The 17,433-nt window shown below is 72.7% G+C and carries 17 protein-coding genes; 4 read left to right on the top strand and 13 right to left on the bottom strand.

The genetic code is table 11. From position 1 onward, the window contains the following. The first annotated feature begins 834 nt into the window (after positions 1-834). A complete protein-coding gene (locus WME97_RS32660; RefSeq protein ID WP_437543253.1) occupies positions 835-1,980 on the top strand; it encodes a small-conductance mechanosensitive channel in 1,146 nt (381 codons plus the stop codon). On the opposite strand, the gene WME97_RS32655 is transcribed toward WME97_RS32660, so the two are convergent. From WME97_RS32655 to WME97_RS32625, 7 genes are all read right to left on the bottom strand, one after another. Further along, complete coding sequence (locus WME97_RS32655; RefSeq protein WP_437543251.1) at positions 1,977-3,266, bottom strand: lactonase family protein; 1,290 nt, start codon at positions 3,264-3,266, stop codon at positions 1,977-1,979. The genes WME97_RS32660 and WME97_RS32655 overlap by 4 nt on opposite strands. A gap of 164 nt (positions 3,267-3,430) precedes the next feature. Beyond that, positions 3,431-4,111 carry an NrsF family protein gene (locus tag WME97_RS32650; RefSeq protein ID WP_437543249.1) on the bottom strand — a complete coding sequence of 227 codons (681 nt, stop codon included), beginning with the start codon at positions 4,109-4,111 and terminating at the stop codon, positions 3,431-3,433. Further along, complete coding sequence (locus WME97_RS32645) at positions 4,101-4,784, bottom strand: RNA polymerase sigma factor (protein WP_437543247.1); 684 nt, start codon at positions 4,782-4,784, stop codon at positions 4,101-4,103. The genes WME97_RS32650 and WME97_RS32645 overlap by 11 nt, the downstream gene beginning before the upstream one ends. Continuing rightward, positions 4,781-5,716, bottom strand: coding sequence for an HvfC/BufC N-terminal domain-containing protein (locus WME97_RS32640; RefSeq protein WP_437543244.1), 936 nt, complete (start codon positions 5,714-5,716; stop codon positions 4,781-4,783). Before WME97_RS32640 ends, WME97_RS32645 begins: the two co-directional genes overlap by 4 nt. Further along, positions 5,713-6,594 carry a DUF692 domain-containing protein gene (locus WME97_RS32635; RefSeq protein ID WP_437543241.1) on the bottom strand — a complete coding sequence of 294 codons (882 nt, stop codon included), beginning with the start codon at positions 6,592-6,594 and terminating at the stop codon, positions 5,713-5,715. The genes WME97_RS32640 and WME97_RS32635 overlap by 4 nt, the downstream gene beginning before the upstream one ends. Positions 6,595-6,625: 31 nt before the next feature. Next, the gene (locus WME97_RS32630; RefSeq protein WP_437543239.1) at positions 6,626-7,045 is read right to left on the bottom strand and encodes a hypothetical protein; all 420 of its coding nucleotides are present in this window, start codon (positions 7,043-7,045) and stop codon (positions 6,626-6,628) included. A gap of 175 nt (positions 7,046-7,220) precedes the next feature. Further along, positions 7,221-8,054, bottom strand: a complete 834-nt coding sequence (locus tag WME97_RS32625) for a hypothetical protein (RefSeq protein WP_437543237.1) — start codon at positions 8,052-8,054, stop codon at positions 7,221-7,223. 329 nt (positions 8,055-8,383) lie between these two features. Here WME97_RS32625 and WME97_RS32620 point away from each other — a divergent pair, with 329 nt between their 5' ends. Further along, entirely contained in the window at positions 8,384-9,019 is a 636-nt protein-coding gene (locus WME97_RS32620) for a hypothetical protein (RefSeq protein ID WP_437543235.1), read from the top strand. Positions 9,020-9,183: 164 nt separating this feature from the next. Further along, positions 9,184-9,567 carry a hypothetical protein gene (locus WME97_RS32615; RefSeq protein ID WP_437543232.1) on the top strand — a complete coding sequence of 128 codons (384 nt, stop codon included), beginning with the start codon at positions 9,184-9,186 and terminating at the stop codon, positions 9,565-9,567. Here the strand turns inward: WME97_RS32615 and WME97_RS32610 are convergent. The 4 genes from WME97_RS32610 to abc-f form a co-directional block, all read right to left on the bottom strand. Further along, the gene (locus WME97_RS32610; protein ID WP_437543230.1) at positions 9,525-9,746 is read right to left on the bottom strand and encodes a hypothetical protein; all 222 of its coding nucleotides are present in this window, start codon (positions 9,744-9,746) and stop codon (positions 9,525-9,527) included. The genes WME97_RS32615 and WME97_RS32610 overlap by 43 nt on opposite strands. Before the next feature lie 204 nt (positions 9,747-9,950). Then, positions 9,951-10,223, bottom strand: coding sequence for a hypothetical protein (locus WME97_RS32605; RefSeq protein WP_437543229.1), 273 nt, complete (start codon positions 10,221-10,223; stop codon positions 9,951-9,953). A gap of 91 nt (positions 10,224-10,314) precedes the next feature. Continuing rightward, positions 10,315-12,885 carry an ATP-binding protein gene (locus tag WME97_RS32600; protein ID WP_437543227.1) on the bottom strand — a complete coding sequence of 857 codons (2,571 nt, stop codon included), beginning with the start codon at positions 12,883-12,885 and terminating at the stop codon, positions 10,315-10,317. 147 nt (positions 12,886-13,032) lie between these two features. Further along, positions 13,033-14,655 carry a ribosomal protection-like ABC-F family protein gene (abc-f, locus tag WME97_RS32595; RefSeq protein WP_437543225.1) on the bottom strand — a complete coding sequence of 541 codons (1,623 nt, stop codon included), beginning with the start codon at positions 14,653-14,655 and terminating at the stop codon, positions 13,033-13,035. Between the two features lie 268 nt (positions 14,656-14,923). On the opposite strand from abc-f, the gene WME97_RS32590 reads away from it, so the two are divergent. Further along, entirely contained in the window at positions 14,924-15,280 is a 357-nt protein-coding gene (locus WME97_RS32590; RefSeq protein WP_437543223.1) for a Spx/MgsR family RNA polymerase-binding regulatory protein, read from the top strand. Positions 15,281-15,283: 3 nt separating this feature from the next. Here WME97_RS32590 and WME97_RS32585 read toward each other — a convergent pair whose 3' ends face one another. Together WME97_RS32585 and WME97_RS32580 are read right to left on the bottom strand one after the other, a co-directional pair. Beyond that, entirely contained in the window at positions 15,284-16,003 is a 720-nt protein-coding gene (locus WME97_RS32585; protein WP_437543221.1) for a hypothetical protein, read from the bottom strand. A 285-nt stretch (positions 16,004-16,288) separates the two neighbouring features. Next, positions 16,289-17,371, bottom strand: a complete 1,083-nt coding sequence (locus WME97_RS32580; protein WP_437543219.1) for a hypothetical protein — start codon at positions 17,369-17,371, stop codon at positions 16,289-16,291. Between the last annotated feature and the right edge of the window lie 62 nt (positions 17,372-17,433).

Below are 17,433 nucleotides of genomic sequence, written 5' to 3'. Positions count from 1 at the left end.
GCTGGGCGCCGCGGCCGCGACCGGGCGCGCCGCGCCATGGCCAGGCCCAGGAACAGGAGCGCCGTCCACACCGCTGGCGCCGGCGGACGCGGGCCGCGCGGATCTCGCCGTCTTCACGGCCCTCGCCCTGCTGCCAGACCACGAGGTAGCCCGCGCCGCCGAACGCGACGTCGGCTGACTCGGACGGGCCGGGATGACGGGAGCCGGCCCCTCCACCGGCGGACCGAGGGCGAGCTCGGGAGACACGGCCGGCGACTCCAGGGGCGCCGCTGCTGCAGGCGCAGCCGTCAGGAGGAGCGCGAGCACCGCGGCCCAGGCGCCGGAGAGCCAACCCGTGCCGGCAGGCGCGAAGATTCGAGATCCGCGCATACACCTTCCTCGCTGGACCGCTCGCCGCGACCGAGGCAGTCGGAGAAAAGATAGATTCGCGCAACAGCAGATCGCCCATGGGGCTTTTGTTCTCGGGCGCGACTCTCTCCCTCACTTTTTGTCGGAGATGGTGAGCCTCGTGAGCGCTGCGCGCACAGGCATCCGCACAGCAGAGCTCGCCTGACTCCAGCGCGCGCAAGCAAAAGAAGCCGAGCCGGATAGAGGACGTCTCTCCCGAAGAGCTGCAGAGGCGCCTCTAGGCGGTGTGGCGACCCGGACGCGCCCCGAGCCGGCCGTGTGCCGACGCCGTGCGCAGCATCGCCGATCCCAGCGAGAGCCGCAGTTGGCCACGCCCATGACGATGGCTGAGGGGTGACGCCGGTGCGGCGCTCGTGATACACATCGTGACTGACGATGCGTGCGAAGGTCCGCAAGCTTCCGCTCGTCTTCGGCCTGCTTTCGTTGGTGGCGACGCCGCTCGCTACCCGCCTGCTGGTCCATGGCGACATGCCCGACACGTGGGGCGTATTCCCACCGCCGAAGAGCCCGGGTGTACCGGGGTTCAGCTGGTTCGTGTTCGGCCTCGGCGTCGCCCTGGCGCTGCTGATCCTCGGCTTCCTGTGCGCGCCGCAGCGGTTCGGGTTCGCCGCGCCGGCGGCGACTGGGCCCGCGCGCGTCCGGCCGGTCCAGTTCCCGCCGTGGTGCGTGCCGGGCGCGCTGCTGGCGGCGGCCTCGTGGGCGCTGATGTGGGGCAAGCCGCTGGAGGCGGCGGCGCTGGTGCCGTTCAGCTTCGTGCCGCAGTGGTGGGGCTTCATCCTCGCGCTCGACGGCGTGGTCTATCGCCGCACCGGCGGGGTCTCGCTTGTATCGCGGCGGCCGGCGGCGGTGCTGGCGATCGCGGTGACCTCGTGCGTGTGCTGGTACTTCTTCGAGTACCTCAATTACTTCACGCGCTCGAACTGGTATTACCCCAACGACGCGATCTTCTCGCGGTGCGGCTACCTGGCGTGGTTCGGCCTGGCCTTCACCACGGTGTTGCCGTCGATCTTCGTGGTCTATCAACTGCTGACGACGATCGCGCCGCTGCGGGCTCGCTTCGAGCGTGGGCCGCAGATCGCGCTGTCGCGCGCGGGGGTCCGGCGGTCGTTGTGGATCGGCCTCCTGTCGCTGGCCGCGCTGGTGCTGTGGCCCGCGCCGCTGTTCCCGCTGCTGTGGTTGAGCCCGCTGCTGGTGCTGGCCGCGGCGGTGTCGCTCGCGGGCGGTTGGACGCCGTTCTCGGCGATCCGCAGCGGGAACTGGGCGCCGGTGGTGTTGATGGGCCTGGCGTGCGCGCTCAACTACCTGGTCGGCGAGATGTGGAACTTCTACAGCACGCCGCAGAACCCCAACTTCTGGAAGTACGACGTGCCCTACGTGAACGTGCTGCACGTGTTCGAGATGCCGCTGCTCGGGTACTTCGGCTATCTGCCGTTCGGCATGCTGTGCTGGGTGTGGTGGATCCACAACGCGCATCTGTGCGGCGTCGATCCGGCGATCGACGTCGTCGCAGGGGCCGGGCCGACGCTCGCTCGTCCCCCAGCGCGAGGGCCCGAGAGAGGGCACCCCGCCTAGCGATCGGGCAGGGCCACGATCCCGACATAGGTGGGCTCGGGGACCTCGGTGACACGGCCTGTCGGCTCGAGGGCGCCCGTCGCCTCGTCCACGCGAAACGCGACGATGTTGCTCGAGTCCTGGTTCGCGACGAGCATCAGCTTGCCTGTCGGAGAGATCTGGAAATGGCGAGGCGTCATGCCTTGCGTCGAGGCATGGCCGGCGGGCGTGAGCGTGCCACGCTCGGGATCGACCGCGAAGATGGCGATGCTGTCGTGGCCGCGGTTCGACCCGTACACGAACTTGCCGGACGGGGACACCTGGACCTCGGCGGAGAAGTTTCCCTCGGCGCTCACGCCGTCGGGCAAGGTCGAGACGGCGGCCATGGCGGTGAACGTCCCGCGCGACGCATCGTAGCTCAGGGGGGTGATCGAGCCGGCAGACTCGTTGATCACATAGGCGAACCGGCCGTTCGGGTGGAACTCGAGGTGTCGGGGCGTCGTGTCCTCGGGGAGCGAGAGGGCTTTCGGGTCATTCGGCTCCATCTGGCCCGTGTCCGCGTCGAAGGTGAGCTGCGCTATCTCGTCGAGCCCGAGGTTGGTGACGAACGCGAACCGGTTCGCCGGATCGGTCATGGCGTGGTGCGACCTCGTCCGGCGACCGAAGGCCACCTCGTCGACCGCCTGGCCGAGCGCGCCGTCCTGGCCCACGGGGAGCACCGCCGCCGTCCCGCCGGCGTAGTTGGCGACGAGGACGAAGCGCCCGGAGCGATCCGTGGACAGGTGGGCGGGGCCCGCGCCCTTCGAGGACGCCCTGTTGATGAGCTCGAGCGTCCCGCCCTGGGGATCGATCCGGAACGCGCTGACGGCGCCGGACAGCTCCCCGTCCACCTCGTTCAGCTCGTTCGCCGCGAAAAGGCGCTGGTGCGCTGGGTCGACGGCGAGGAAGGTCGGGTTCATCTCGGCGTCGAGCGGGCCCTGCACGGCCGAGAGCGCGCCGTCGGCGCCGTCGAGGCGGAAGACGAAGAGCCCCTCGTGACCACCGACATAGACCACGAACGCGCGTTCGGCCTGCGAGCCGCCGCCGCCCGCGCCGTTGCCGCCCGCTCCACCGCCGCCGCCCGCGCCGCCGCCGCTCGTGCTGCTGGCGCTCGCGCTGCCGACGCTCGTGCTGCCGACGCCCTGGTTCGCGCCGTCACCGCCGCCGGCGGTCGCGCCCGTCGTGGCGCCGTTGTTCGCGGCTCCGGCGCAGGAGCTGCCGCATCCGAGCCACAGTCCCGCCGCCAGAAAGAGGAGCGCGCGCTGCATCGACCTGGTTTCTCCTGCTTCCTGCGTTAGACCTGGCCAGCGCCGCGGTGCAAGCGCCACGGCGCGTCCTCTTCGCGGCGCGCTGCGGCAGGTCAGCGGCGGTCGCGCCGCCTCGCAGTGATCGATGGCCGGGGAGGACGCGCGACGCGGCGCGGCGCGGCGCCTCAGGCTCGCCCGCGCAGCGACCCGGCGGCGGCGCCGAGGAGCGCGCCGGACGCGATCGGGAGGCCGTGGGCGAACGCGATGTGGAGGAGATCGTCGATGTCGCAGTGCGTCCCGATGCCGACCACCACCCCGAGGCCGCACAGGGCCCCGATCGCGGCGCCACGCCACGCCGGCGCCGACAGAAACGAGCGGCGCAGCACGAGCGCCGCCAGAGCGAACGGCAGGACCGCCGTGCCGACGGCGCTGGCGACGCACCGGAGGTGCTGGTCCAGCGGCACCGGCGGATCGGCCACGGGCGAAGTCGCGACGGCCGCGGCCAGGAACCCGGCCGGCACCGCGACGACGAGCGTTTGGATCGCCCTCACACCGGCCGGCAGGCCCCGGGCGCGCGGGCTCAGCGCGAGCAGCAGGCCGAGACCGGAGAGCACCGCCGTGACGGCGAGCGGGACGGCGACCCGGAGAGAGGGGAGGTCGTCGCGGAAGCCTTCCGACCAGCTCACGAGCAGGATCCAGCCGAGCCCGGCCAGGAGCGCGCTCCAGGAGCGGCGCTCACGCGTCGGGCGCGTCGGCGACGGCTCGGCCGGCGCGTCGACCCGGGCCGGCGGCGGGCGGGCGGCGAGGTGGGCCGCGGGATCGGGGATGTCCTTCAGCCCGCTCAGCAAGTCGCGCTCATTCGACATTGGCACCTCCCCGGACGCTCCCCTGGCCCTTGCCCCGGCGGCGCTCTTCCGCGCCTCCTGGTTCCGCCTCGGGCCGCAGCTTGAGATCGTCGAGCGCCGCCCGCAGCGCCTCGTAGGCGCGGAACGCGCGGAGCTTCACCGCGCTCGTGGTCGTCCCCAGGACCGCCGCTGCGTCCTGCACGCTGAGCCCCTCGTACCGGATCAGGATGAACGCCTCGCGCTGCGACGCCGGCAGGTCCGCCAGCGTCCGCTCCACCGCCCGCGCCGTCTCGGAGGCGATCGCGACCGCCTCGGCGTCCGCGCCCCGCGCGTCCGGCGGCTCCGCGCCCGGATCGCTCGGCAGGCGCTCGGTGCCGCGGTGCTTCTGGGCGCGCGCGTGATCCAGGTAGACGTTGCGCGCGATGGCGTAGGCCCACGGCGCGACGGCGCCGCCGCGGGCGAAGCTCGATCGGGCGCGGTGCATCCGCAGGAACGTCTCCTGCGTCAGGTCGCCCGCGAGCGTCTCCGAGCCGCTCATGCGGGTGAGGTACGCGAGGAGGCGCGCCGCGAGCGCGCGGTGCAGCTCCGGAAACGCGCGCGCGTCGCCGCACGCGTACCGGTCCATCGCTTCGTTCAGCGCGAGCTCATCCATGGCGGTCCTGACGGCATACACCGTCTGCGCGCCGGCGATCATCGCGACGGCCCGAGGAGCGCCCCGCGCTCGGCGAGATCGCTCAGCAGGGCCGCGGTGCTCTCCAGCACCGGCCCGTCGACCGGGTGTCCCAGCGCGGCGCAGCCCGCGACCACGGCCTCCCCGAGCGCGGCGCCCGCGAGGAGGCGGCCCAGGATCTCGGCCGCGAGCGGGGTGAGCTCGAGGAAGCGCACGTCGTGCGCGGCGTCGCGGTACACGAGCAGGCGGGTGGGCTCGCGGGCCGGCACGTCGCGCGCCGACGCGTCGCCCTGCAGCCTGTGGACCGCGTGCTCGTAGCGCACGAGCGCCGCGGCCTGCTGGAAGCGCGCCCCCCGGTCGAGCGACAGCGCTTCTTCGCCCAGGGGCCCCGGCGCATCATCGCCCGGTGTTGCCGGCGCCTCGTCGCCGAGCGGCCCTGACGCCCCGCCCGCGCCGGCCTCCTCGTCCTGCTCGGCGCACGCCGCCGCGAAGGCGGCCAGCTCGTGGCGCGCGAGATCCGCGAGGTACGCGGGGACCTCCGGATCCCCTGCCCAGCGCGGCGCCGCGAACCCCACGAACTCGAACGCGACGTCGCGGAGGTAGCGCGACCGGGGCGGCTCCGCCTCGATGAAGCGCGCCACGTCCGCCTCGAACCGCGCGCCGAGCCGCGCCGCGGTCCGCGGGATCCCGGCGCGGATCGCGCCCGTCAGCCCGCGGCGGATGAGGCTCCGGTAGAGCAGCAGCCGCTTCGGCGGGAGCGCCGCCATCGCCTCGAGGTTCGGCCCCTCGAGCCCGGCGCGGGCGAGCCACGCGCGGGGATCGGCCGCGATCTCCTCGCCGTCCGGCGCGGTCACGCTCCGCTGGAGCGCCCGCTCCAGCGCCGCGAGCTCCGGCGGCGGCGTGTTCGACGTCTCGCCGGTCTCGCACGCCTCGCCCATCTCGCGCGCCCCGCTCATGCTCGCGCCTCCCGCGCGGCGAGCCCGCGCCGGTACGCCGCGTCGACCTCGGCGAGCTCGGCGAGCAGCGCGCCGAGGGGCGGTACGTCGTTGTCCCGCTCGAGCACGACCGGCACCGGCCCGGTCCGCGCGACCGCGCGGGCGAGCAGGTCGAGCACGGGGGCGATGGCCGGCGCGCCGTGCGTGTCGACGAGGACCTCCGCGTCGTCGCGCCACTCGTGCCCCGCGACGTGCATCGCGGCCACGCGCTCGGGAGGGATCTTCTCCAGGAACGCGACCGGGTCGAAGCCGTGGTTCCGGGCGTTGACGTAGACGTTGTTCACGTCGAGCAGGAGCCGGCAGCCGGCGCGCTCGAGCACCTCGACGAGGAAGTCGGCCTCGTCGAGCGAGGCGCGGCCCGGGACCAGGTAGTAGGTGATGTTCTCGATCGCCATCGGGCGCTCGAGCCGCTCCTCCGCCTCGCGGATGCGGGCCGCGGCGTGGGCGGCGGCCGCGGACGTGTGCGGGAGCGGCAGCAGGTCGTGGAGGAACGCGCCGTCGACCCCGGAGAAGCAGAGGTGGTCGCTGTGGAAGGGGGGATCGAGCCGCTCCAGGAACCCCCCGAGCGCGCGCAGGTAGCCAGCGTCGAGCGGATCGAGCCCGCCGACGGACAGGGTGAGCCCGTGCGTCAGGATCGGGCGGTGCTCCCGGACGCGCTCGATCGCGGCGGGGAAGTAGCCGCCGCGCCGCATGTAGTTCTCGGGGGAGAGCTCGAAGAAGGGGACGGGTAGCGCCGCGTCGCGCGCGCCCTGATCGGGCGCGTCGAGCGCCGCGAGCACCTCGTCGAGGAACTCCCATCGGAGCCCGAGGCCGACGCCGGTGAGCGCGCTGCCGGTCATGGGGGTAGGGGGAGGGCGCGGGAGGCCGCGATCAGCCGCAGGTGCCCTGGCCGCAGCCCGCGTGGCCGGGCTTCTTCGCGGCGGCGCCCGTCTTCTTGGCGGCGGGCTTGGCCGGGGCGCCGGTGGCCGGGGCCGCGGTGGGCGGCGCGGGCGGCGCGGCCGTGGCCGCCGGGGTGGCCGTGGGGGCGACCTGCGGCGAGGTCGCGGCGGACTGCGCGTCGCTCGGCGGCGCCGGCTCGGCCGGGGCGGCGGGGACGTTCGCGCCCGCGGCGGCGTCGCCGGAGGCGGCCTCGGCCGGCGCGGGCGCCGGCGCGGGCTCGGCCGGGGCGGTCTGCTCTGCGGGGACCTCGCTCGCGTTGACCGGCGCCTGCGCGCCGGCGCAGCCGCTCATCACCATGGCGCCGGCGCTCAGCGCGGCGAGGGTCTCGTAAATGCTCTTCTTCGACAGCATCGTGTGGCTCCTCTGGTTCTCGTCTCGATGGGCCTGCGCCCACCGTTGTCGTCTCGACGGGCTGCGCCCTCCGGCGGGCGAGGCGTCATCCGGCTTCCGGCGGCTTCCGGACCGCCGTGTCATCTCAGAGCCGCAGCGTCGCCGCAACGGCCCACGTTCGGGCAGCGCGCCGCGCTCACCGCGCGCCGCCGTCCGCTGCCGCCGCCGTGGGGGCCGCGCCGGCGGTCGCGGTCAGCTCGAGCGTCACCATCGCCTCCTTGGCGACCTTGGGCGAGAGCACCTCGAGCGTCTTCTGGGCGAGCTTGCCGAACGCCTCGCGCGGGCGGACGTCGTGCTCGGCGAGCCCCACCGGGAACGGCTTCGCCGTCTTCACGGTGACGCTCGCGGGCCTTTCGCCCTCGTACCTGAACGTGGCGATGAGCTCCACGGTCCTCGGGGACTGCCGCTGGTGCAGCAGCAGGTCGCCCGACGCCGTGACGGTCACCGTCCGCTCCGCGCCGGACAGCTTCGAGAGATCCTTCTCGCCGGAGGTCGAGATCGACCGGATCGCGAACTGGGCCTTCTCGTTCTTCGCGCGGACGTCGTCGGGCGTGTCCTTCGAGATCTCGAGCCAGGTGCGCGCGTGCTGGTTCTGCAGGTCGCTCTTCTTCTCCTCGCCGGGCTTGCCGTCATCGCCCACGGCGGTCTGGAAGAGCTCGATCGTGGAGAGGTCGACCGTGATGAGGCCCGTCGTCCTCGTGATGTCGGCGGGGTCGACCTGGAGCGTCCCCGCGGCGGCGCCCGCGATCCGCCCCCGGATCTTCTCCTGCGGCGCCTCCATCACGAGCTCGACCTTGCTGCCCGCGCGGTCGATCGCGAAGGCCGCCGCGGCGGGCGCCTTCGGCTCCGGCGCCTTCAGCTCGGTCGCGGCGGGCGCGAGGCTCGGCTGCTCCCCTTGGCACGCGGCCGCGCCCAGGCCGGCGGCCGCGAGCGCGAGGAGGAGCAAGGTCCTTGTCCGGATCGTCTTCACGCTCGCCTCCAGGCTCTCTCGGGTTGTTGCGCGCCCGCGCGCGAGGGCGCGCGGCGGTCTCCACTTGAACAGGAAGGAAGGCGCCCGGGAAGGGAGATCGGGGCCATCGCCCTCGCTCGCCCGCCCGCTCGGCGTCGCGGTTCCATGAGTCCCATGTCCGAGATACGTGCGAGCGGGGCCGTGGTTTCGGTGGCGCCGCGGTTTCGGCGGCGGCCGGCTGCGCGGCGCAAGGCGGAGCGCGCGGGGCCTGGGCTGCACAGCCGCGTGTGGCCTGCGGTGTGCACAAAGCGGTCGTCGAAGACGGAACGAGCCAACCGGAGACAACTGCAATGAGCACGCAACGACTCGCGGCGGCCGCCATGACCGCCGCCGGAATGATGGCGCTCGCCGGCGCGGCGGAGGCGCAGGGCGCGGCGGGCCGGGATCAGCAGGTCCGGCCGACAGGCAACCTCCCTCCGGCGGATCAACCGCTCATCCGGCGCATCCCGGAGCCCACTGTCGCGGTGGAGGGCGGCCTCGGCGTGCTGGGCTTCCTGGGCGGCGCCGCGGGCGTCGGGCCGAGCTGGAACGTCCGGGTGACCGGGAGCATGTCGCCGCGCGTGGCCGTCGAGGCCAACTACACAGGCTCGGTGAACGAGCGCGCGCTCGTGGGGAAGTCGCTGGTGATGACCTCGCTCGACGCGGGTCTGCGCTACAACATCCTGCGCGCCGACGAGGCGGTCGTGCAGCCGTTCGTGGTCGGGGGCGTGGGCTACGTGGGCTGGGCGGGCCGCGGCGGCGACGCGTTCGCGCTGTCGGTGCCGCTCACCGCGGGCGTGGAGCGGCTCGTCACGCGCAACGTCAAGCTGGGCGCTCGGTTCAACTTCCGCCCTGCGTTCTTCGACGACCTGAGCCTCGGCGGCGCGACGAGCCCGACGGGCGGCGACACGTGGGCGCTGCTCGCGCACGGCGGCGGCGCGTTTTGACCTGGCCACCGGGTCTCGATCTGGGCCGCGCCTGCGGGACGAGGCGAGCGTGGGCCGGGACCCTGTCGTCCCGTGGACGTGGAGTGGAGTACGCTGCCGCCCGCTCGGGCGGCGGCCCGCCGTCAGGGGTCCGCGGCCGGGCTTCATCCACGGAGAACGACGGCATGAACACGCGCAGCGACTCGCCCCGTCGGGGCCTGAGCCTCTTCTTCACAGGGCTCTTCTTCACGGGGCTCGCGCTCGTCTCGAGCGCGGCTTGCTCCAGCAAGCAACCGGCGACCCAGGGGACGTCGACGGTGGCGGCGGGCGAGCCGCGGGAGAACGACTGTTCGACCGGGCCGCTCCTCGAGTGCCCCGAGGGCCAGCTCGACGGCTGCGCCAACGGGACCACCACGGAGCATCGATGTGTGGAGGCGGGGCGGGGGAGGTGCCTCGACATCCGGGCGGCGCTCGTGAAGTGCCTGGACGGCGAGATCCTGACGCACGACGGCTGCCCCGAGCCGGCCTACATGCAGCGGTGCGCGCCCAGGTCTGCGCAGCTGCCGTGAGGCGGCGGCCGGGGGGCGTCGCCCGCGCAGTGTTCGCAGGAGTGCGCCGGGTCCCACTCGATGTCCTCGAGACCCAGCTTCCGCACCCACGCGAGCTCCCACATCTGCCTCGCGCTCACGTGAATCACGTTCCCCGAGCGGGGCATGTCGCTGGTGTTGATCCGTCGACGTCTGGACATGGGCTCTCCTTCTCGCTCGTCGAGGGCGCCCATTCTGCCGTTGACGAAGCGGCTCGCCAAGGGCCCTGTCACCGCGATTGTCGGCGACAACCTGCCTTGCGGTAGCCGTCTGAAATTATCACGGGTCGACTTGATTTCTTCTCGCTGTCCCGTCCGCGGCGCGCTCACCGGTCGCCCTGGCGTCGCGCCCGCCGGCCGGGCGGCTCAGCGAGGCTTCCCCGCTGCACCGGGGCGCGGCGCACCCTCCGCGCCGGGAGCTGTCGTCGAGATGATCGGCCCCCCCGCGTACGAGCCGGCGCCGCCTTCGCTGCCCCAGCTATCGACCTCGTCGGGCGGGGTGTCCTCGAGCTCGCCAGATGGCGTGATCGGCCCGCGGACGCCCGGGACGTCCGCCTGTGGGAGAGGCCGCTTCTCCTCGCTGACCTCGTGAGCGAGGCGCGGGTCTCCCGGCGGATCGTGCGTCGTATCGACTCCCATGTCTCCTCCTTCCCGAGGACTCCTGGGACCGGCGCGCTCGATCGTCCACTCCTCCCCTGCGGCGGCTGTCCCGTCTGCCCGCCGCCCCCGCTCACCCCTCGTCCATGACGGGGATCGTGAACCTGAACGTCGTCCCCACCCCCACGCGGCTCTCCACGTGGATCGTCCCCCCGTGCGCCGCCACGAGCTCCCGGGCGATGGCCAGCCCGAGCCCGGTGCCTTTGTAGCCGTTCCGCTGGCCGCGCCAGAACCGCTCGAAGAGGTGGGGCAGCTCGTTCTCCGGGATCCCCGGCCCCGTGTCGGCCACCGAGAAGACGACGTGCTCCTCTCTGCGCTCGCACCGCAGCGTGATCGCCCCCTGGGCGCCCGTCACCTGGAGCGCGTTGCTCAGGAGGTTGGTGAGCACCTGGAGCACCCGATCACGATCACACGTGACGAGCGGGACGTCGTCGCCTGCCACGACCCCCAGCTGGACCCCCTTCTCCTGGGCCTGCGACTCGAAGGTCTCCACCGCCTCCCTGCCGATCTCCCGCGGATCCTGCGGCTGCCGGCGCAGCGCCAGCCGGCCGGCGCGCAGGCTCGCGAAGTCAAGCAGGTCGTGGAGCAGCCGATCCATCCGGTGCGCCGAGCGCTGGATCGCCTGGATCGCCTTCGTGTCGCCCTTCTCTCCCCGCGTCGCCGCGCGCTTCGTCATCACGGCGGCCGCCGTGAGGATCGCGCTCAGGGGGTTCCTGAGGTCGTGGGACACCGTGGCGAGCACGTTGTCCCGGAGCTCGATCGCGCGCTGCGCCGCCTCGTACAGGCGGGCGTTGTCCGCCGCGAGCGCCGCCCGCTGCGCCAGGTCGTGCGCCACCGCGAGGTCCGCCTCGTCGTAGACCCGGCCGGACCCCGCCGTCGCCAGCGTGATGCAGCCGAAGGTGCGGCCCCGCGCGACCATCGGGACCACCAGGGCCGACGTGATCCCGAGCGCCCGGGCGAACCGGCGGAAGGCGCCGTTCTCGTCGAGCGACGCGACCAGCGGGTGCGACAGATCCCCGATGAGCTCCGGGCGCTCGCTGCAGAGGGCCCGCTCCAGCAGCGCCGTCAGCGGCGGCGGGGGATCCATTTCGCGGAAGAGCGCCCGCGCCCTCTGGAGCTCCTCCGGGCGCGTGTGCGTCACCGTGATCCCGCGCGACTGCTCGAGGTCCGGGATCGTCTGGATGACGCACCAGTCTGCCAGCTCGGGGACCGTCAGGTGCCCCACCCGGTCGAGCGTTCCCTGGAAGTCGAGGGTGTCGCTGAGGGCGGCGCTCGCGGCGGCCAGGAAGCGCTCCCCCCGCTCGGCGCGCGTCCGCTCCGTGATGTCGAAGAAGGTCACGACGGCCGCCATCACGCGCCCGACCGGATCCCGGACCGGCGCCGAGCGGACGAGGATCCGCCCCCGCGCGCCGTCGTCGCGGACGATGTCGATCTCCTCGTCGATCACGACCTCGCCGGTCGTGATCGTCCGCGCGAGAGGCCAGTCCCGGGCCTCGTACGGCCTGCCCGACCGAGGGTCGAAGCCCCGGCAGACGGCGTATCCATCGATGTCGCTGATCTCCAGGAGCGGCAGCCCGAAGATCGCCCCGGCCTGGGGGTTCGAGAGGAGGACGCGCCCCGTCGGCGGCTCGGCGATGACGAGCCCCGCCGGCATCTGCTCGACAACGGTCGCGAGCAGGGCGCGGGCGTCGTCCGCCTGGCGCCGCGCCGCGCGCTCCTTCGCGACGAGCTGCGCCTGCACGATGATGCCGGTCGCCCGGCTGGTCATCGTGCGCAGCATCAGCGCGTCGTCCTCGGAGAACTCCTCGGCGTTGCGGGAGCCGAGGATCGCGACGCCGATGGAGTGCCCGTCGTGGATCAGCGGCACGCCGTAGACGGCGCGCAGCCCCCTCGCCCGGATTTCCCGCGCGGTCACGGGCAAGCCGCCGGCCACGGCGTCGAGCGACGTGGGCCCGCGCAGCGCGAGGACGGCGCGGGCGAACTCCCGCGCCGCCTCTAGCGGGGGCCCGGGCAGCGGCCCGTCGTCGATGCCCGCGGTCGCGTGGACCTCGAGGGCGTCCCCGTCCCCGAGCAGGACGATCGCCACGTCCACTGCGGCCGCCGCCTCCCGGGTGGCGCGGACGAGCGCCTTCAGGAAGGTGTCCAGATCGCTGCTGCCGAGCGCGGCCGTCGAGATGGCGTCGAGCGCCTGGAGCAGGCGCACGCGCGCCGCCTGGTAACGGGACACCGCGTCGGCGATCGCCTCGTCGATCGTCCCGTTCAGCTGGATGACCTCACGCCCCCCGTCCCCGCCGCCGTCCCGCTCCCACAGCTCCAGGATCACGGCGCGGAGCGCCGCGTACTCCATCACGACGTCGGCGAGATCGTACCCGTGGGCGAGCCGGCTCAACGCGTGGAGCCCAGGGAGCCCCCGGTGCTTCCGGTCGACCGCGGCCGCCGTGCCCGCGCTGCGCGTGCCCTCGGCGATGTAGGCGAGGATGTCCGGCAGGTGATCGGTCGGCCTCGGCGCCGGCAGCCGCCGCGCAGGGCTGAGCGCCTGGACTCGGTACTTCCAGGCATCCAGGAGCGCGTCGTGGTGGCGCTGGATGAAGTCGGAGAGCCGCTTTGGGTTCGGTCTACCGAGCAGATCCATCGGGGACCTCACGATAGCGCGAATCCTTGAGCGCGTGTTCACCTAGCGCAGACTCGAATCGACGAAATCGACGAGAGAGCGCCGCTCCCGGGCGGAGCTTGCTCGCCGCGCGCGCCGCGCACCACGCGCCACACGCCGCGAGCGCCACGTGGGCGCGGGTCAGCTCCGGATGCCTGGCGCCTCGTGTCCGCTCTGGGCGACATACTCCAGGTATCCCCCGCCATACACGCGCGGCCCGTCGGGCAGGAGCTCCAGGACGCGGTTGGACAGCGCGGCGAGGAAGCGGCGATCGTGCGAGACGAACAGCATGGTGCCCTCGAACGAGGAGAGCGCCTCGACGAGCATCTCCTTCGTCGCCATGTCGAGGTGGTTCGTCGGCTCGTCGAGCACGAGGAAGTTCGGCGGATCATAGAGCATGATCGCGAGCACGAGGCGCGCCTTCTCGCCGCCGGACAGGATGCGACAGGGCTTGTCGATGTCGTCGCCCGAGAAGCCGAACGCACCGGCGAGCGTGCGGAGCGAGCCGATCGAGGCCTGGGGGAAGCTCGCCACGATGGACTCCCAGACGGAGCGGGTCGGGTCGAGGAGCTCCATCGCGTGCTGCGCGAAATACCCCAGCTTCACGCTCGCGCCCACGTTCACCCCACCTGCGTCCGGGGCGGATGCCCCCGCGACGAGCTTGAGGAGGGTGGATTTGCCGGCGCCGTTTACGCCCATCACACACCAGCGCTCGCGGCGGCGAATCAGGAGGTCGAATCCGTCGTAGATGGAGCGCCCGCCGTAGGACTTCTTCACCCCGCTGAGCCGCGCCACGTCGTCGCCCGAGCGCGGCGCGGGCTTGAACTCGAAGCGGATCGTCCTCCTGCGCTTCGGCGGCTCGACCTTGTCGATCTTCTCCAGCTTCTTCACGCGCGACTGGACCTGCGCCGCCTTGGCGGCCTGGGCCTTGAAGCGCTCGATGAACCGCATCTCCTTCGCGAGCATCGCCTGCTGGCGCTCGTACTGCGCCTCGGCCTGCTGCTCGTTGATGGCGCGCTGCTGCTCGTAGAACTCGTAGTTGCCGGAGTAGCTGGTGAGCTCGCCGCCGTCGATCTCGATGATCTTGGTGACGATGCGGTTCATGAACTCTCGGTCGTGGGAGGTCATGACGAGCGCCCCGGCGTACTGCTTCAGGTACCCTTCGAGCCAGATGATCGACTCGATGTCGAGGTGGTTGGTCGGCTCGTCGAGCAGGAGCGCGTCGGGCCTCATGAGGAGGATGCGGGCGAGCGCGACGCGCATCTTCCACCCGCCCGAGAGGGCGCCCACGTCGCCGTCCATCGTGGCCTGGCTGAAGCCGAGCCCCGCGAGGATCTCGCGCGCCTTGGCGTCGAGCGCGTAGCCGCCGAGCTCTTCGTAGCGGGCCTGGGCCTGCCCGAAGCGCTCGATCAAGCTCTCCATCTCATCCATCCGCTCGGGGTCGGCGAGCGCGGCCTCGAGCTCGCGGAGCTCCGCGGCGACGTCGGAGACCGGGCCGGCGCCGTCCATGGTCTCGGCGACGGCGCTCCTGCCCTTCATCTCGCCGACGTCCTGGCTGAAGTAGCCGACGGTGACGCCGCGATCGATGGCGACCTGGCCGCCGTCGGGCGCCTCCTCCTTGGTGATCATCCGGAAGATGGTCGTCTTGCCCGAGCCGTTGGGCCCCACCAGGCCGACCTTCTCGCCGCGGTTCACCGCCGCGGAGGCCTCGAGGAAGAGGATCTGCTTGCCGTGCTGCTTGCTGATGGAATCGAGACGGATCACGAGGGGCGCTGCCGCTGGGGGCGGCTCCTTTCCGCGCCCCCTATACCAGACGGCCCGTCGCGCGATGCGGCATTTCGTCCGCCGCCGCCGTCGGCGGCGGCGCGCCGTGAACCGCGGTCAATCGGTGCATTGCCCGTCTTCGGGCGCATTCCGGGCGCATTGCACAGGAGCCCTGTTTTTTCTCTCCTGCTATGCGCGCGCTTTCCATCTCCTTTTTCGCGCTCATCCGCGCTTGATGTCGCGCGGCCGAGGGGGCAGAAGGCCCGGCATGAGCAAGGTCCAGATCCTCTCTTATGCCGGCTGCAGCACCTGCAAGCGAGCGCTGAAGTGGCTCGGCGAGCGCGGCGTCGACGTCGCCGTGCGCCCCATCGTCGATGAGCCGCCGACGGCCGCAGAGCTCGCCCGGTGGGTCCCGGCGAGCGGGCTCTCGGTGCGCCGGTGGCTCAACACGAGCGGGCAGAGCTACCGCGCGCTCGGCAAGGCGCGCGTGGACGCCGCGAGCGACGACGAGGTCACGCGGTGGCTCACCGAGGACGGGAAGCTCGTGAAGCGGCCTGTGCTGGTGAAGGGAAACCGGGTGCTCGTGGGCTTCCGCGAGGACGACTACGCCGCGCTGTTCGGCTGAGCCTCAGGGGGCCGAGGTGAAGCGGCCTCCCCGGACCTGGCTCAGCTCGAACGAGCTCTCCGGGTCGAGGTTGTTGTCCGTCGTGCCGTTGCGCGAGCGGCGGATCACGACGCCCACGTCGCAGCTCTCGGGCTCCTGCGAGCTGGTCTCCTCCAGCTCGCCCGCGTCGATGGTGTACGTCCCCGGGTCGCCCCCCACATCGAACGTCTTGGAGAAGATGCAGTCGCCCTTCACGTCGATCACCATGTCGTCCCCGGACGCGCTCGGCGCCCAGGCGATCGTGAGGTCCTCGCCGCGCGGGACTGGCTCTCTGGGCAGCGCCTCGAGGTCGAACGGATCGGGGAGCGTCCCCACGTTGTTCGTCGCGTCGTCGTCGCCCTCGTCGTCGCGGTCCAGCAGCACCTTGATCTCGGTGCCTCCTGCGCCGACGTCGACGGCGGCCTCGTAGACCCCATCGCTCTCGGCGGACATCGCGACCGCCTCGCCGTCCACGGTCGCCGAGATCCGATCTCCCGCGCTCAGGATGACGTACGTGTTGCTCTCGTCGCCGCCGGCCTTGAGGGTGGCCCGCAGGGTCGTCGACGACGCGCTCTCGGCGATGGCCTCCAGGGTCGCCGAGATCCCTCCGGTCTTGATCTGCTGCGAGTCGAGCGTCTCCGTGCAGCCTGCGAGCAGACCGGAGGCTGCGACCCCCAACATGGCCATCGTGGTCTTCGTGATCATGAGTTGCCCTTTCCTCACCGCCTCACCCGCCAGGGCGCGTCGGCCTGTAGTTTTCCATGGGATACTACGCTCGGCCGCGCCCCACGACGAGGCGCAAGGTTCCGACGGTGCGCGGCGCGGCGATCGTGGATTTCCCTTGAACGTCGCATCGCAACGCGGCTTCGAGGCGGCGTGAGCGCGCGCCGCGCCGTCGTGGCGCGTGCGCCACATTGCCGCCCGCGCCGTCGTGCGTGCGTGCGCCGCGCTACCGTGCGCGCGCGAAGGCGGCGACAGGCGCGGGCTGGTTCACCACTGGCTGCGCACCACGACGCCGCCGCCGGTCGGTCCCGCGAGCAGCGACCAGCTCACTGCGCCTGCTTGGCGGTAGGGCGCGGCGCTGGCCTGTGCGCCGGTGGTTGTGCTGGCCTGCGAGCCGGACGAGGAGGGCTCCGTCAGGAGGAGCACGAGCGCCGTCCCGGCCAGCGCCGCCCCGGCGCCGAAGCCGATCGTGCTCACCAGCCCCAGGTCCTTCGCGCGCTTTCCAGCGGCCTGCCCTTCGGCGGTCTTGCATACCGCCCTGCCGGAGCCGACGTCGTCGCAGTCCTCCTCCGCGTGGCGGCTCTCGCTGAGCGCCATCGCTCCCGTCACGCCCCCGGCGATCAGCCCGCCCAAGGCGAGCCCGCCCGTCACGTATGTCAGCACGCGCCGGCCGCTGGTCCCGGTCGGCGCCGGCGTCCGCGACGCGCCCTCGTCGCGCTGCGACGACGACAAGGCGGGCTGATGGGGAAGCGGCTGATCCGCCGGCGGCCCGGGCGGCGGCGCCTCGGGGAGCTTCACCTCGAGCTCGATCGTCTTCTGCTCCGACTTCTCGATCGTGAACCGCACCTCGTGCGTGGGCCCGCCCGGCGCCTTCGTCGTCACCACGTGCTCGCCCGGGTTGACGGGGAGCGCGATCCCGAGCGAAGGCCCCTCCAGCGTGATGCCATCGCGCTGCACCAGCGTCCCAGCGGGCGCGTCGGCCGGCAGCGACAGCGTGAGCTGTGGTACGAGCGGCACGAGCGCGTCGCGCTGCTCGAGCACGAGCTTGTAGCGATCGTACTGCTTGAGCTGCTCGGACTCGGACAGGCGGGAGTAGAGCGAAAGGAAGTCGTTGTAGCGCGCGACCGCGGTCGCGGTGCGCCCCCACTTGGCCTCGCACTCGGCGAGCGTGAACAGCCGCCCTGCGCGAGGATCGAGCCGGTAGCTCTCGGTGAGGGCAGGGCAGCCGGTCTGGAACTTCCCCGCCAGCATGTCCGCGAGGCCGCGGTTGAAGAGCGACTCGGCCACGGCCACGGCGTCGGGCTGCGCGCTCGCCGGCGCGGCGATAGCAATGCACAGTAGTCCGCTCAAGACGGACCCGGGCCAGAAGATTCGCATCGGAGGTAACAGGAGATACCTCCTTTGGGACCGCC

Source organism: Sorangium sp. So ce367 (genome assembly GCF_051520455.1).
Classification (GTDB): domain Bacteria; phylum Myxococcota_A; class Polyangia; order Polyangiales; family Polyangiaceae; genus Sorangium; species Sorangium cellulosum_B.
The sequence above is the reverse complement of the archived record's forward strand: the minus strand, read 5'-3'. Positions and strand labels throughout refer to the sequence as shown.

What these genes read in the sequence shown, in the direction of transcription:
- WME97_RS32630 (WP_437543239.1), bottom strand. Translation starts at nt 7,045, where the DNA reads ATGCTGTCGAAGAAGAGCATTTACGAGACCCTCGCCGCGCTGAGCGCC.
- WME97_RS32640 (WP_437543244.1), bottom strand. Translation starts at nt 5,716, where the DNA reads ATGAGCGGGGCGCGCGAGATGGGCGAGGCGTGCGAGACCGGCGAGACG.
- WME97_RS32615 (WP_437543232.1), top strand. Translation starts at nt 9,184, where the DNA reads ATGAACACGCGCAGCGACTCGCCCCGTCGGGGCCTGAGCCTCTTCTTC.
- WME97_RS32590 (WP_437543223.1), top strand. Translation starts at nt 14,924, where the DNA reads ATGAGCAAGGTCCAGATCCTCTCTTATGCCGGCTGCAGCACCTGCAAG.
- WME97_RS32605 (WP_437543229.1), bottom strand. Translation starts at nt 10,223, where the DNA reads ATGGGAGTCGATACGACGCACGATCCGCCGGGAGACCCGCGCCTCGCT.
- WME97_RS32610 (WP_437543230.1), bottom strand. Translation starts at nt 9,746, where the DNA reads ATGTCCAGACGTCGACGGATCAACACCAGCGACATGCCCCGCTCGGGG.
- WME97_RS32585 (WP_437543221.1), bottom strand. Translation starts at nt 16,003, where the DNA reads ATGATCACGAAGACCACGATGGCCATGTTGGGGGTCGCAGCCTCCGGT.
- WME97_RS32655 (WP_437543251.1), bottom strand. Translation starts at nt 3,266, where the DNA reads ATGCAGCGCGCGCTCCTCTTTCTGGCGGCGGGACTGTGGCTCGGATGC.
- WME97_RS32635 (WP_437543241.1), bottom strand. Translation starts at nt 6,594, where the DNA reads ATGACCGGCAGCGCGCTCACCGGCGTCGGCCTCGGGCTCCGATGGGAG.
- WME97_RS32645 (WP_437543247.1), bottom strand. Translation starts at nt 4,784, where the DNA reads ATGATCGCCGGCGCGCAGACGGTGTATGCCGTCAGGACCGCCATGGAT.
- WME97_RS32650 (WP_437543249.1), bottom strand. Translation starts at nt 4,111, where the DNA reads ATGTCGAATGAGCGCGACTTGCTGAGCGGGCTGAAGGACATCCCCGAT.
- WME97_RS32620 (WP_437543235.1), top strand. Translation starts at nt 8,384, where the DNA reads ATGAGCACGCAACGACTCGCGGCGGCCGCCATGACCGCCGCCGGAATG.